Here is a 14150-nt window from a genome sequence, read left to right on the forward strand (position 1 = left end):
TTCGCGTGCGTTACGCGACGATGCTTGGGAGATGCGTTCAGTTCGCTGTGGAATCGTCGTTGTAAACGTCGTCCCCGCGAAGGCGGGGACCCAAGTTCTGCATGCGTTGCGGCGGCTCATGTAAACTTGGATCCCCGCCTGCGCGAGGATGACGGTATTTCAGGTGCGCGTAAGTTTTAGAACTTGTGCGACAGACGCGCGAAATAAGCCGCGCCGTTCAGGCCGAACTGCACGCTTTCGTACTTGAAGCCGTTATCCGTCTCATCCGGATTCTGCTGGGTCGGATGCACGTTGAAGATATTGGTGCCGCCAACGGTCAGCTTGGTCTTCTCGGTGAATGACCAGGTGAACGCGAGGTCGGCCGACGTCTTGGCCTTGTAATACTGGTTCGGCACCGGCGGCCCGGAGAACGTGCCCAGCGTCTGCGGACCGTAGTGGATGATGCGGAAGTCCGATTCCAGCTGGCCCAGCGTGTAGTCGAAGTCCAGCGTGGCCTTGCGGCGCGGGCCGCCCTGCTCGATGAACAGGCGCTCGCGTTCGGACAGCAGCACGTCCTCGTAGCCGGCCAGCGCGGCCGGGGCGTGCACGCCCGTCACTTCGGTCTTGCTGAAGTTCATGGCGAGATACGTGGCCAGCTTGCCGGCGCCCAGGTTCGTGCGGTGCGACGCGGTCAGGTCCAGGCCGCGCGTGCGCGTGTCGACGGAATTCACGAAGAACTGCGCCTGGCCCACGCCGAGGTTCTGCAGGATGGCGCCGAGGGCCGGGTAGTTGTCGGCGTCGAAGCGGCCCGACAGCACGATGCGGTTGTCGATCTGGATGTGGTACAGGTCGGCCGTGACGGAGATGGCTTTCGTCGGCGTCCACGTCGCGCCCAGCGTGTAGCTCTTCGATTTCTCTTCATGCAGCTTCGGGATGCCGGCCGCGTTGGCGACCTTGCCGCCGTTCGGCGCGAGCACGACATCCATCGGCACGCCGGCGACGAAGTCGGTGAAGGTCGACGAGAAATAGACCTGTTGCAGAGACGGTGCGCGGAAGCCCGTGCTGGCCGAGGCGCGCAGCAGCAGGTCGTCCGTGGCCTTGAAGGCGCCGGCGACCTTGCCGGTCGTCGTCGAACCGAAGTCGGAGTAGCGCTCGTGGCGCACGGCGGCCTGCAGCTTGGTGCGCGGGGCGATGTCGGCCTCGAAGTCGAGGTAGGCGGCGCTGCTGTGACGGTCGCGGTTGGCGGCGTCGCCCGGCTGGAAGCCCGGGAAGCCCTGGCTGCCGGCATTGCCGCCGAAGCCCAGGCCGTCGACGTCGTTGTACGAGCCCGGCTCGCCCGCGAAGATCTGGTAATTCTCCTTGCGGTACTCGAAGCCGAACGCGGCGTTCAGGCCGCCGAGGATGTCGTCGTAGAAGCGGCTGAAGTCGGCGTTGGTCGTCAGCTGGCGGAACGAGAAGCCGCCGGCGTCGAACTGCGACGGGCTGATGCCCTTGCCGCCGTTGATCAGGTCCAGGTTCGCGATCGACGCGTTGAGCGTGTGCGCGATGTCGTAGCGCATGCGGTTGTAGCCATAGGTCTGCGAGAAATCGCTGGCCCAGTCGCCGATGCGGGTGCGGTAGCCGATGATGCCGTAGCGGTCGTCGATGTCGCCATTGATGAACGGGACGAAGCCGCCCGGGTACATGGCGGCCGAGTTGCGCGACGGGATGTCGTCCGAACCGATGCCGCCGCGTGCCCATGCCGCCGACGACGCGTCGCGCGTCTGCGCGCCGGCCGTCACGTACAGCTTGCCCGGACCGACCGGGAATTCGCCGTTCAGGTAGACGGTCTCGTTCTTCGACTTGGTGTCGCCGATGATGCGCAGGCTGCCCGGGTCGGAGCGGTTGGAGCGGCCGCGGTCGTAGTATTCGCCGGTGATGCCCAGCACGCCGTCCGCCACGGCCACGCCGCAGTAGGCCGACGCGAGCCAGTTCTTGCCGTCGTGCTTCGAATATTCGCCGAAACCGGCAACCGCTTCGCAGCCCAGGTCCTTGCGCAGTTCCACGTTGATGACGCCGGCGATGGCGTCCGAGCCGTATTGGGCGGCGGCGCCGTCGCGCAGCACCTGCACGTTCTTGATGGCGAGGACGGGGATCGCGTTCATGTCCGTGCCCGTGTTGCCGCGGTTGCGCGCGCCGAACAGGTTCACGAGGGCCGTCGTGTGGCGGCGCTTGCCGTTCACGAGCACGAGGGTCTGGTCGGAGCCCAGGCCGCGCAGCGCGGCGGAGTCGACCAGGTCGGCGCCGTCGGCACCGGTCTGGCGCGTCGAGTTGAACGACGGCGAGATGTTGGCCAGGGTCTGGGCCAGGTCGAACTGGCCGCTCTGCTCGGCGGCCTTCGTCAGCGGGATGTAGTCGACGGGCACCGGGGTATCGGTGGACGACGTGTTGCCGACGCGGCGCGAGCCGACGATGTTGACGCTCTGGATATTGGCGTCGGAAGCGGCGGGCGCGGTGGCATTTTGTGCCAAGGCGGCCGGCGCGAAAGCCAGTGCCGCGCTGCCGTACAGGCCCAGCAGGACGGACTGGCGGATCGTTGTAAGTTTCAAGGGGTGGGCTCCAGGGAAAAATTGCATATTAATGAATTTCCATGAAGGCAACCATTGGACGTCTCATAAGTACAACAAGGAAGGATTAGAATGCTGCCACCCATCGACCAACCCAAAAGGAAAACAGGATGAGCACACCTTCGCTCCCTACCTACGATGACGTCGTCCAGGCGGCCTCCCGCATCGCCGGCGCCGCCAACCGTACCCCGGTGCTGACGTCGCGTACCGTCGACGAGGCCTTCGGCGCCCAGGTCTTTTTCAAGTGCGAGAACATGCAGCGCATGGGCGCCTTCAAGTTCCGCGGCGCCTACAACGCGCTGATGAAGTTCTCGCCGGAGCAGCGCCGCGCCGGCGTCGTCGCGTTCTCGTCGGGGAACCATGCGCAGGCCATCGCGCTGTCCGCGAAGCTGCTCGGCATCCCCGCCACGATCGTGATGCCGCAGGACGCCCCCGCCGCCAAGGTCGCCGCCACGCGCGGCTACGGCGGCAACGTCGTCATGTACGACCGCTACACGGAAGACCGCGAACAGATCGGCCGCGACCTCGCGCAGAAGCACGGCCTCACCTTGATCCCGCCGTACGACCATCCGGACGTGATCGCGGGGCAGGGCACGGCCGCGAAGGAGCTGTTCGAGGAAGTCGGGCCGCTGGACGCGTTCTTCGTGTGCCTGGGCGGCGGCGGGCTGCTGTCCGGCTCCGCGCTGGCCACGCGCGCCTTGTCGCCGTCATGCCGCCTGTACGGCGTGGAGCCCGAAGCGGGCAACGACGGCCAGCAATCGTTCCGCAGCGGCGCGATCGTGCACATCGACACCCCGCAGACCATCGCCGACGGCGCCCAGACCCAGCACCTGGGCAATATCACGTTCCCGATCATCCGGCGCGACGTCGACGACATCCTGACGGCCACCGACGATGAACTGGTGCAATGCATGCGCTTCTTCGCCGAGCGCATGAAGATCGTCGTGGAGCCGACCGGCTGCCTCGGGTTCGCGGCGGCGCGGCGCATGCGGGATGAACTCCGCGGCAAGAAGGTCGGGATTCTCGTCAGCGGCGGCAATATCGACCTGGCGAAGCTGAGCGGTTTCCTGGCCGGCTGACAAACGTCAAACCGGGGTCAGAGCCCGATTTTTGGAAATTGCCCAAAATCGGGCTCTGACCCCGGTGTTCACTAGGAGGCATCATGAACAAGCAGATCTTCGTCAACCTGGCCGTCAAGGACCTGGACAAATCCAAGGCGTTCTTCGAGGCGCTGGGCTATACGTTCAATCCCCAGTTCACCAACGAGAGCGGCGCCTGCATGGTGATCGCGGACGGCAGCATCTACGCGATGCTGCTCACGGAACCGTTCTTCAAGACGTTCGTCGACAAGCCCCTCGTGCAGGCGAAGGAAGCGACGGAAGTCCTCGTCTGCCTGAGCTGCGAGAGCCGCGAGGAAGTGGATGCGCTGGTGGCGAAAGCCGTTGCTGCCGGCGGACGCGCGCCGCGCCCGCCGCAGGATCACGGCTTCATGTATGGCCACGGGTTCGAAGACCTCGATGGCCATATCTGGGAACTCGCCTGGATGGCGCCCCAGGCTTGAATTAATTTATTGACTTCAATTCATCGAGTGTAATCCGATGATGTTGCCCTCGGTATCTTCGACGAGGGCGATATGGCCGTACTGCCCGATCGAGAACTTGTCCTTGAAGATGCGCCCGCCGTTCGCGGCGGCGCGCGCTGCCTCGACGGCGCAGTCGGCGCAGCTGAAATAGACGATCGTGCTGTTGCCGCCGGCCTTGCAGCCTTCCATCCTGACGATCGAACCGGCCACACCGCCGGCGTTCGGGTCGCCCGTGAAGGCCCACATCTCCAGGCCGCCCGGCGCTTCGCCGCCTTCCGGCGCGAGGTTATCCAGTTTTGTTTCGAACACGGCTTCATAGAAAGCGCGGGCGCGCTTCATGTCGTCCACATAGATTTCGAACCAGCCTACGACGTTCCGTTCCATTTCGGTCTCCTTGATGAGTGGGTTGGGGGGTACAACGCCTGCGAATCAAATGGTTTCGACCGCGCCGCCGACGAGGATGGCGGCACCTTCCTTGCGCGTGCGGATCAGGCAATCGCCGCCCGTCGCGCGGCCCTGGCGCAGCCGGATGCCGAGGCCGAGCAGCGCCGTCAGCGCACCGGCCGCGACGCCCGTCGCGCTGTCTTCCAGCCGCGGGTCGAGGTGGTTGAAGTTGCGGCCCTCGAACGTGCCGTCGTCCCGGCGGCACCACGCGTAGATGCCGTTCACGCCCGCTTCCTTGCCCCACGCGGCGATGCGTGCGAGGTCGGGCGCGAGGCCATATAAAGCGTCCGTATCCGCCACCTTCACGAGCAGCTTGGGACTGCCGACCGACGCCACGCGCGGCGGCGTGGCCAGCGACGCCGCCGGTACGCCCAGCAGTTCGGCCGCCACGTCAGCGCCGACGTCCCGCGCCGCCACCGGCTGCGCGGACAATCGCACGAAATATTCCTCGCCGCCCCGCACCAGTTCCAGATGTTGTCCTTCGACCGCCGTGCGTACGGCGATGGCGCCCGCGTGCGGATCGCGCGCGAACAGCACGGCCGCCACGGCCAGCGTCGCGTGGAGACACAGCGGGCTGCGCTTGTGCGGATAGTAGTAATCGACGAACAGCGCACCGTCGCTCCCCACGTCGATAAAGACGCAGGTCGTGTCGCGCGCGCGGGCGAGGGCCTGGCGTGCATCCGGGTCTTGTTCTTTGTCCTCGATGACGAGGGCCGGGTTCCCGGTACCTGGACGGGAACTGAAGCAGCGCAAAGAATGGATGTGCATATTTGGCAAGGTCGGGTTCGTCGGATATACTGGGTTTATATACAGTATTTCATAATACACCATTTTGCCTGAAATGCCATGCCAAATCTTCCGCCGACCCGCCTGAGTCCACCCACGCACGATCCCCACCTCGGCGCGGCGGCAGGGCTACCGGCGTATGCGGAACTGTTTTGCCTGTCGAACTTCTCGTTCCTGCAGGGCGCATCGCATGCGGAAGAACTGGTGGACCGCGCCGTGCAGCTGGGCTACACGGCGCTGGCGCTGGCGGACGAGTGCTCGCTGGCCGGCGTCGTGCGCGCGCATGCGGAAGCGAAGCGGGCGAAGCTGCCGTTCATCGTCGGCGCGCATTTTCATCTGCAGCATCCGGAAGACGGCAGCCGCGCGCTCTCCCTCCTGCTGCTGGCGCAGAACCGCAACGGCTACGGCAACCTGTCGGAGATGATCACGCTGGGCCGCACGCGCAGCGAGAAGGGCACGTACCGGCTGCATCCGTCCGATTTCGACGCGCCGCCCGAAGGCCTCGAGCACCTGCGCGGCATGCCGGATTGCCTGGCGATCCTGCTGCCCGCCTATCCCGGCCATATGCCCGAAGACGTCGACCGCCTGCACCGGCAGGCCGCATGGCTGGCGCAGACGTTCCCCGGCCGCGCGTGGCTCGGCCTCACGCTGCTGCACCGCGCGTTCGACGACGCGCACCGCGCCACCATCGAGGAAGTGGCGTGGCAGCACGGCATGCGCATCGTCGCGTGCGGCCACGTGACGATGCACGTCCGTTCGAGGAAGCCCCTGCAGGACACGATGACGGCCATCCGCGCCGGCAAGCCGGTGGCGCAGTGCGGCTACCAGCTGGCGCCGAACGCGGAGCAGCACCTGCGCTCGCGCGTGCGCCTCGCGAACATCTATCCGCGCGCGGCGCTGGACGAGACGGTCCGCATCGCGCGCCTGTGCACGTTCTCGCTGGAAGAGCTGCGCTACGAATACCCGGACGAAGTGGTCCCGGCCGGCCACACGGCCGCGAGCTATTTGCGCGAGCAGACGTGGATCGGCGCGCACCGGCGCTTCACCGAGGGCATCCCCGCGAAGGTCCAGGCGCAGATCGAATACGAGCTCGCGCTGATCGCCGAGATGCGCTACGAGCACTACTTCCTGACCGTGTACGACATCGTGCGCTACGCGCGCTCGCAACAGATCCTGTGCCAGGGCCGCGGCTCGGCCGCCAATTCCGCCGTGTGCTATTGCCTGGGCATCACGGAAGTCGATCCGGCGCGCGGCAACCTGCTGTTCGAGCGCTTCATCTCCAAGGAGCGCAACGAGCCGCCCGACATCGACGTCGACTTCGAGCACCAGCGCCGCGAGGAAGTCATCCAGTACATCTACCGGAAGTACGGACGCACGCGCGCGGCACTGGCGGCCGTCGTCATCAGCTACCGCCCGAAAAGCGCGCTGCGCGACAGCGGCCGCGCGCTCGGCGTGGACCTCGCCATCGTCGACAAGGTCTGCAAGCAGCACCACTGGTTCGACGGCAAGGCCGATTTGCTGAACCGCCTGGCCGAGAGCGGGCTCGATCCGGACGCGCCGCTGTCGCAGCAATGGGCGTCGCTGGCGCAGCGCCTGCTCGGTTTTCCGCGGCACCTGTCGCAGCATCCGGGCGGGTTCGTGATGGCGCGCGGGCAGTTGTCGCGCCTGGTCCCCATCGAGAACGCGACGATGGAAGACCGCAGCGTGATCCAGTGGGACAAGGACGACCTCGAGGAACTGGGCCTCATGAAGGTCGACGTGCTGGCGCTCGGCATGCTGTCGATGCTGCGCCGCGGGTTCGAACTGGTCGGCCTGCGCCATGGCACGACGTTCGAGATGCAGGACATCCCGCACGACGATCCGGCCACCTACGCGATGATCCGCCGTGCGGATACGGTCGGCGTCTTCCAGATCGAATCGCGCGCGCAAATGAGCATGCTGCCGCGGATGAAGCCGAGGACGTTCTACGACCTCGTGATCCAGGTCGCGATCGTGCGCCCCGGCCCGATCCAGGGCGGCATGGTGCATCCGTACCTGCAGCGGCGCGAGCAGAAGGAGCCGGTCAAGTATCCGAGCCCGGACATGAAGGTCGCGCTGGAACGCACGCTGGGCGTGCCGATCTTCCAGGAGCAGGTGATGCAGGTGGCGATCCTCGCGGCCGGTTTTACCCCGGGCGAAGCGGACCAGCTGCGCCGCGCGATGGCCGCGTGGAAGAGAAAGGGCGGGCTCGAAAAATACTACCAGCGCATCGTCGGCGGCATGCTGGCCAAAGGCTACGACCAGTCGTTCGCGGAGCAGATCTTCAGCCAGATCCAGGGCTTCGGCGAATACGGCTTTCCCGAATCGCACGCGGCCAGCTTCGCGCTGCTCGCGTATGCCAGTTCCTGGCTCAAGTGCCACGAGCCCGCCGCGTTCCTGTGCGCGCTGCTGAACAGCCAGCCGATGGGCTTCTACAGCCCGTCGCAGCTCGTGCAGGACGCGCGCCGGCACGGCATCGAGGTGCGTCCCGTCGACATCACGATCAGCGCCTGGGAATCCACGCTGGAAGATCTCGACGATCATGCACGCGGCCAGCCCGCCGTGCGCCTCGGCCTGCACATGCTGCGCGGGATGGCACAGGAAGCGGCGGAGCGCATCGAGCTCGCGCGCGCGCTCCGGCCGTTCACGAACGTCGCCGACCTCGCGCGCCGCGCGGGACTCGATCGCGGCGATTTGCAGGTGCTCGCGGCCGGCAATGCGCTCGGACCGCTGGCGGGCCACCGCCGCCAGGCCTTGTGGGAGGCGGCCGGCGCCGTGCCGGACAAGGATTTATTAAAACCCACGGCGCCCGTCGAGGACGTGCCCGAGCTACCGGCGCCGCAGGAGGGCGAGGAGATCGTCGGCGACTACCGCGCGCAGGGCCTCACGCTGGGCCGCCATCCGCTGGCGCTGCTGCGCGACCGGCTGCTGGCGCAGCGCTTCCTGCCGGCCGACGTGCTGCACGATTTCCAGAACGGCCAGTTGGCGCGCGCGTGCGGCATCGTCACCGTGCGCCAGCGCCCCGGCACGGCGAAGGGCGTGCTGTTCCTGACCATCGAGGACGAGACGGGCAACATCAACGTGATTGTCTGGCCGCAGCTCGTCGAACAGCAGCGGCGCGAAGTGCTGAACGCGTCGCTGCTGGGCGTGTACGGCGTGTGGCAGCGCGAAGGCGAAGTGCGTCACCTCGTCGCCAGGCGCCTCGTCGACATGTCGCACCTGCTCGGCAAGCTCGATGCGCGCAGTCGTGACTTTTGCTAGGTTTTGCTTGACACAATCGGCATAAACTTTTTATATTAAAAGAATGCTCACCGCGAACCTCACCTTCCTGACTTCCCTAGCGCTACCGCTAGTGCTACCGCACCTGGCCTGAATCGCCATTCCCGCAGATCGTCCTCAGTTCGTCTGCCGTGCCGTACCGCCGAGGTTTCAGAATAAGGTTCGCCATGCCATGTTCACTCCCGTCTTTCGACTAGCGTCCGGTTGCCTGGCCACGTGCCCCGTGGCAGCCGGGCAGCCTTTCCGCCACCTCTGATTTCGTTCGGGTTTTCGCACCGCATGCGCGCCATGCGGCGGGACCCGTCACGCCAGCGTTTTCCCACAGCCCTGACAAGGAGTTGTCCATGTTGTCGAACCCCGCAGCAAAGTACCGCCGTTTCCCGACCGTTTCCACCACGTCCCGCGCCTGGCCGGACCGCATCATCGAACGCCCGCCCATCTGGATGAGTACCGACCTGCGCGACGGGAACCAGGCCCTGATCGAGCCGATGAGCGTGGAGCGCAAGCTGCGCATGTTCGAGCAGCTCGTAAAAATCGGCTTCAAGGAAATCGAAGTCGCGTTCCCCTCCGCGTCGCAGACGGATTTCGATTTCGTGCGCAAGCTGATCGAGGAAGACCGCATTCCGGACGACGTGACGATCGAGGTCCTGACCCAGTCGCGCGAGGACCTGATCCGCCGTACCGTGGACTCGCTGCAGGGCGCGCGGCGCGCCATCGTCCACCTCTACAATCCGATCGCGCCGGCCTTCCGCCGCATCGTGTTCGGCGCGACCCGGGAAGACGTCAAGCAGATCGCGCTGAACGGCACCCGCCTGATCAAGGAACTGACCGACGCGCGGCCCGGCACGGAATGGGTGTTCGAGTACTCGCCGGAGACGTTCAGCATGACGGAGCTGGCGTTTTCGAAGGAGGTGTGCGATGCCGTCTCCGCGATCTGGCAGCCGACGCCGGACCGCAGGATGATCGTCAACCTGCCGTCGACGGTCGAGTGCAGCACGCCGAACGTGTATGCCGACCAGATCGAATGGATGCACCGCCACCTGGAGCGCCGCGACGCCATCGTCCTGTCCGTCCATCCGCACAATGACCGCGGCACGGCCGTCGCGTCGGCGGAACTGGCGGTGATGGCGGGTGCGGACCGCGTCGAAGGCTGTCTGTTCGGGAACGGCGAACGCACCGGCAACGTGGACATCGTCACCCTGGCGCTGAACCTGTACACGCAGGGCATCCACCCGGGGCTCGATTTTTCCGACATCGATGCGGTGCGCCAGTGCGTCGAGGACTGCAATCAGCTGCCTGTCCACCCGCGCCATCCGTATGCGGGCGACCTCGTGTTCACCGCATTCTCCGGCTCGCACCAGGACGCCATCAGGAAGGGCTTCGCGCAGCAGAAATCCGACGCGATCTGGGAAGTGCCTTACCTGCCCATCGATCCGGCGGACCTGGGGCGCAACTACGATGCCGTGATCCGCGTGAACAGCCAGTCGGGCAAGGGCGGCATCGCCTACCTGCTCGAACAGGAATACGGTTTCGTGCTGCCGCGCCGGCTGCAGATCGAATTCAGCCGCGCCGTGCAGCACGCGACCGACAGCAGCGGGCGTGAAGTGGCCGCCGCCGACATCCACGCGATCTTCCGCAGCCAGTACCTGGACCCGGGCCGTTACATCTATCGCGGTCATGCCATGTCGAATGAAGGAGAAAACGGCACGCGGCTCGAGGTGGACATCGAGACCGACGGCGTGCGCACGACCCGCCACGGCATCGGCAACGGCCCGATCGACGCGTTCGTGAATGCGCTGGACCTCGACGTCAAGGTGATGGATTACCACGAGCACGCGCTGGGCCGCGGCGCCGATGCGCAGGCCGCGTGCTACGTCGAGCTGCGCGTCGGCAGCGGCGGCTCGCTGTTCGGCGTCGGTGTGGACGGCAGCATCATGACCGCGTCGTTCCGGGCGATCCTCAGTGGCGTGAACCGCCACTTCGCGGCCGCGCCGTAACGCGATGTGAAGGGGCCGCGCGGCGCGATCGTTTATCATCGCGGGTTTCGCGCCCGCGCGGCCCACCATTCTTCACGCCATGACACCTGAAAAAACTCCGCACTGGGGCCTGGCCATCGACACCGAGCGCTGCATCGGTTGCCATGCCTGCTCCGTCGCCTGCAAGGTCGAGAACTCGGTCTACCTCGGCATGTTCCGCACCAAGGTCTATTACCACGACTTCCACGGCAAGAACGCCGCCGGCAAGGTCACGCCGAAGCGCGCATTCCTGCCTGCCCTGTGCATGCAGTGCGAGGATGCGCCGTGCCTGAAGGCGTGTCCCACCGAATCGATCAGCCGCGGGCCGGACGGCATCGTGCGCATCGACGTGGACAGCTGCGACCGGTCGCGCGACTGCATCGCCGCGTGCCCGTACGGCGCCATCCACATCGATCCGGTCGCGCAGGTCGCGGACAAGTGCGACTTCTGCAGTCACCGGCTCGATGCCGGCATGCAGCCGGCCTGCGTGGAAGCCTGTCCCGCCGACGTGTTCGCGTTCGGCGACCTGAACGATCCGGGCAGCGCCGTGAGCCGCTTCAACGCGCGGCACGGGAAGGACCTGGCCGTGCTCAAGCCGCAGGAAGGTACGCGGCCGGCCGTGCATTACCGCGGCATCGGCACCGTGGTGCCGCGCGCCGTCGAGAACAAGCTGCCGAAGGGCCGCAACCACGATCCGTTCACGTACGAGATCGACACGTGGGCCGAGTTGCGCGCCGATTACGGCACCGTCGTCGGCAATGCGACGGCCAAGCCGAAGGGAGGCAAATAATGGAACGTCGCGGTTTTCTCAAGTCCGGCCTGGGCGCGCTGGCCACGCTGGCGGTCGGCGAAACGATCCTCCTCGCTCCGGGCGATGCCGCGGCCGGTCTCGCCGAGCCGCTGAACTACGCGACCGACGCGGACGGCAAGGCGCGCAAGCGGCACGTCGACTACCGCACGGCCACGGCGGTGAAAAGCGTGTGCCTGAACTGCTCCACCGTGTGCGGCATCGAAGGGTTCGTCGAGGACGGCAAGGTCGTCAAGATCCGCGGCAATCCGCTCGATCCGAACCTCGGCAGCTTCATGACGTGCGCGAAGGGGCAGAGCGGTCCCACGATCAACACGTATCCCGAGCGCCTGCTGTACCCGCTCAAGCGCGTGGGCAAGCGGGGCGAGGGCCTGTGGAAGCGCATCACGTGGGATGAGGCGTACGACGAGATCGCGGCGCGCATCCGCAAGAGCATCGCCGCCGGCCACCCGGAGCGCGTGGCGATCCACCAGGGCCGCTCGCGCTACGAAGCCGAGTTCGCGCGCTTCCTGAACGCGGTCGGCTCGCCCGTCCTGCTGAACCACCGCGCGCTGTGCTCGTCGAACAAGCGCGCCGCCAACTACGTGAGCCTGGGCGAGACGGACTGGGAATCGATCGACGCCGAGCGCTGCCGCTACTTCCTGAACTTCGGCGCCAATTTTTATGAGGCGCACCAGGGCGGCCTGCATCTGGTGAAACGGGTCGTCAAGGCGCGCTTCGACCACGGCGCCAAGCTCGTGACGTTCGACGTGCGCATGTCGAATACCGCGGGGCGCAGCGACGAATGGTTCCAGCCGCATCCCGGCACCGAAGGCGCGATCGCGCTCGCGATGGCGCACGTGATCCTGCGCGAGAACCTGCACGACCGCGCCTTCATCGAGGACTTCGTGCAGCCGGGCGAGGCGCAGCTGCGCACGTGGCTGACGGATTGCACGCCGGCGTGGGCGCAGGCCCAGTCGGGGGTGCCGGCCGCCGACATCGAGCGGATCGCGATCGAGTTCGCACGCGCGCGTCCCGCCGTCGCCGCGTTCACCAACCGCGGCACGGGCGCGCACTACAACGGCTTCAACAACGAACGGTCCGTCGTGATGCTCAATGCGCTGGTCGGTTCCGTCGGGCGGCCGGGCGGTTATTGCTACGGGCTCGAGGAGAAGCTGGCGCCGGCGAAGTACCCGGCGCCGCAGCCCGAGCCGCCCAAAGCCAGGATCCGCACCGACCTGGAAGACCCGCCCGAATGGCCGCTGGCGAACCGGTGGCAGAAGATGAAGGTGGGCCAGGTCGTGTACGACTACCTGGAGCAGGGCCGCGCGCAGCTCGACGTCTACCTGAGCTACACGGTCGTGTCCCCGATGACGTGGCCGGAGGGCCGCACGACGGCCGCCCGCGTGCTGGCCGACGAAAAGCTGATCCCGTTCCACGCCTGCTCGGACATCGTGTATTCCGAGATGGCGCACTGGGCCGACCTGATCCTGCCCGATGCGACCTATCTCGAACGGTGGGGCATGGACATCCGCAACAACCTCGAGCTGCAGCACTACGTGATGCTGCGCCAGCCGATGACGGCGCCGCCGGGCGAGGCGCGGTCCTTCCCCGAGGTGCTGTTCGACGTGGGCCGGCGCCTGGCGCCGGAGCAGGCGAAGTATTTCGCGTTCGGTACGCACGAGGACTTCGTGCGCGCGCAGTGTTCGAAGCTGCCGACGCAAGGTCCGGACGGCCGCACGTTCGCGTCGGGTTTCGACTACATGAAACACTACGGCGTGCACGTGGACACGAGCCGGCCCAAGACCTACGAGGTGTACCGCCGCAGGCTCGGTGCTGCGCAACTGGACGGTACGCGCGTCGACGACACGGGCCGCATTCTCAAGATGGACAAGACGGGCAAGGAGCGCGCCATCGGGATGATGGTGAAGGGCGAGCCGCTGCGCGGGTTCGCCACGCCGTCGCGCCGCTTCGAGATCCTCGCGCCGGAAGTGGCGGAGGTCGCGACGAAGGCGGGCATGACGGACGACGGCATGCCGGCATTCCATCCCGTGCCCGGCCTGGACCGGCTTGCCGACGATCGCTTCGTCCTGACGACGTTCAAGTGGAACGTGCACACGCAGGGCCGCACGGCGTCGCAGAAATACCTGTCCGAGATCGTGCACGACAACCCGATGTGGATGCATCCGAAGGTGGCGCGGCGCATCGGGGTGAAGTCCGGCGACATGGTCGAACTGACGACCTACCGCCCCCGCTCGGGCGCCCGGGGCGACGTCGCCTTCAAGGCCGCGCCCGCGGGACGCGAGGAGGTGGTGGGCCGCGCGCGCATCCGCGTGTTCGTCACCGACGCCATCCATCCGAAGGTGCTGGCCGTGTCGAACTCGCTGGGCTGGCAGGTGGGCGGGCGCGCCGCGCAGGGCCGCGCGGGCGCGCGCGACGCTGTGCTGGATGCCACCGGCCAGGCGTCGATGCGCAAGAGCCTTGCGCCGGCGCCGCGCGTCGACGACCTCACGAACGGCGTGTGGTGGGACGCACACCGCGGCGGGCGCGGCAACGGCGTGAACATCAACGCCATCCTGCCCGTCAATCCGGCGCCGCTGGTGGGCATGCAGTCGTGGTTCGACACGGTCTGCAGCGTGCGCAAGGTGTAAGGA

At 66.7% G+C, this 14150-nt stretch carries 9 protein-coding genes; 6 read left to right on the top strand and 3 right to left on the bottom strand.

The features are described 5' to 3' along the window. Nucleotides 1-176: 176 nt before the first annotated feature. Complete coding sequence (locus QPK29_RS27715) at nucleotides 177-2567, bottom strand: TonB-dependent receptor plug domain-containing protein (protein ID WP_400189872.1); 2391 nt, start codon at nucleotides 2565-2567, stop codon at nucleotides 177-179. 128 nt (nucleotides 2568-2695) lie between these two features. On the opposite strand from QPK29_RS27715, the gene QPK29_RS27720 reads away from it, so the two are divergent. After that, nucleotides 2696-3664, top strand: a complete 969-nt coding sequence (locus QPK29_RS27720) for a threo-3-hydroxy-L-aspartate ammonia-lyase (RefSeq protein ID WP_371770065.1) — start codon at nucleotides 2696-2698, stop codon at nucleotides 3662-3664. Nucleotides 3665-3747: 83 nt separating this feature from the next. Beyond that, nucleotides 3748-4146: a VOC family protein gene (locus QPK29_RS27725; protein ID WP_176936259.1), complete on the top strand. Its 399-nt coding sequence runs from the start codon at nucleotides 3748-3750 to the stop codon at nucleotides 4144-4146. 15 nt (nucleotides 4147-4161) lie between these two features. On the opposite strand, the gene QPK29_RS27730 is transcribed toward QPK29_RS27725, so the two are convergent. Then, nucleotides 4162-4551, bottom strand: a complete 390-nt coding sequence (locus tag QPK29_RS27730) for a VOC family protein (protein ID WP_371770064.1) — start codon at nucleotides 4549-4551, stop codon at nucleotides 4162-4164. A gap of 45 nt (nucleotides 4552-4596) precedes the next feature. Then, nucleotides 4597-5379 carry a PhzF family phenazine biosynthesis protein gene (locus QPK29_RS27735; protein WP_371770063.1) on the bottom strand — a complete coding sequence of 261 codons (783 nt, stop codon included), beginning with the start codon at nucleotides 5377-5379 and terminating at the stop codon, nucleotides 4597-4599. A 78-nt stretch (nucleotides 5380-5457) separates the two neighbouring features. Between QPK29_RS27735 and QPK29_RS27740 the strand changes: the two genes are divergently transcribed. From QPK29_RS27740 to QPK29_RS27755, 4 genes are all read left to right on the top strand, one after another. Further along, entirely contained in the window at nucleotides 5458-8676 is a 3219-nt protein-coding gene (locus QPK29_RS27740; protein WP_371770062.1) for an error-prone DNA polymerase, read from the top strand. Nucleotides 8677-9038: 362 nt separating this feature from the next. Then, nucleotides 9039-10691 (top strand): 2-isopropylmalate synthase, encoded by a 1653-nt coding sequence (gene leuA / locus QPK29_RS27745; protein WP_371770061.1) that lies wholly within the window; start codon nucleotides 9039-9041, stop codon nucleotides 10689-10691. Between the two features lie 79 nt (nucleotides 10692-10770). Continuing rightward, nucleotides 10771-11499: a 4Fe-4S dicluster domain-containing protein gene (locus QPK29_RS27750; RefSeq protein ID WP_371770060.1), complete on the top strand. Its 729-nt coding sequence runs from the start codon at nucleotides 10771-10773 to the stop codon at nucleotides 11497-11499. Further along, the gene (locus tag QPK29_RS27755) at nucleotides 11499-14147 is read left to right on the top strand and encodes a molybdopterin-containing oxidoreductase family protein (protein WP_371770059.1); all 2649 of its coding nucleotides are present in this window, start codon (nucleotides 11499-11501) and stop codon (nucleotides 14145-14147) included. Before QPK29_RS27750 ends, QPK29_RS27755 begins: the two co-directional genes overlap by 1 nt. Nucleotides 14148-14150 lie beyond the last annotated feature (3 nt).

This window comes from Massilia orientalis (assembly GCF_030411975.2).
GTDB lineage: Bacteria > Pseudomonadota > Gammaproteobacteria > Burkholderiales > Burkholderiaceae_D > Telluria > Telluria orientalis.

Coding starts and splice junctions, on each gene's coding strand:
- QPK29_RS27720 (WP_371770065.1), top strand. CDS start 2,696: ATGAGCACACCTTCGCTCCCTACCTACGATGACGTCGTCCAGGCGGCC.
- QPK29_RS27725 (WP_176936259.1), top strand. CDS start 3,748: ATGAACAAGCAGATCTTCGTCAACCTGGCCGTCAAGGACCTGGACAAA.
- QPK29_RS27730 (WP_371770064.1), bottom strand. CDS start 4,551: ATGGAACGGAACGTCGTAGGCTGGTTCGAAATCTATGTGGACGACATG.
- QPK29_RS27735 (WP_371770063.1), bottom strand. CDS start 5,379: ATGCACATCCATTCTTTGCGCTGCTTCAGTTCCCGTCCAGGTACCGGG.
- QPK29_RS27740 (WP_371770062.1), top strand. CDS start 5,458: ATGCCAAATCTTCCGCCGACCCGCCTGAGTCCACCCACGCACGATCCC.
- leuA (WP_371770061.1), top strand. CDS start 9,039: ATGTTGTCGAACCCCGCAGCAAAGTACCGCCGTTTCCCGACCGTTTCC.
- QPK29_RS27750 (WP_371770060.1), top strand. CDS start 10,771: ATGACACCTGAAAAAACTCCGCACTGGGGCCTGGCCATCGACACCGAG.
- QPK29_RS27755 (WP_371770059.1), top strand. CDS start 11,499: ATGGAACGTCGCGGTTTTCTCAAGTCCGGCCTGGGCGCGCTGGCCACG.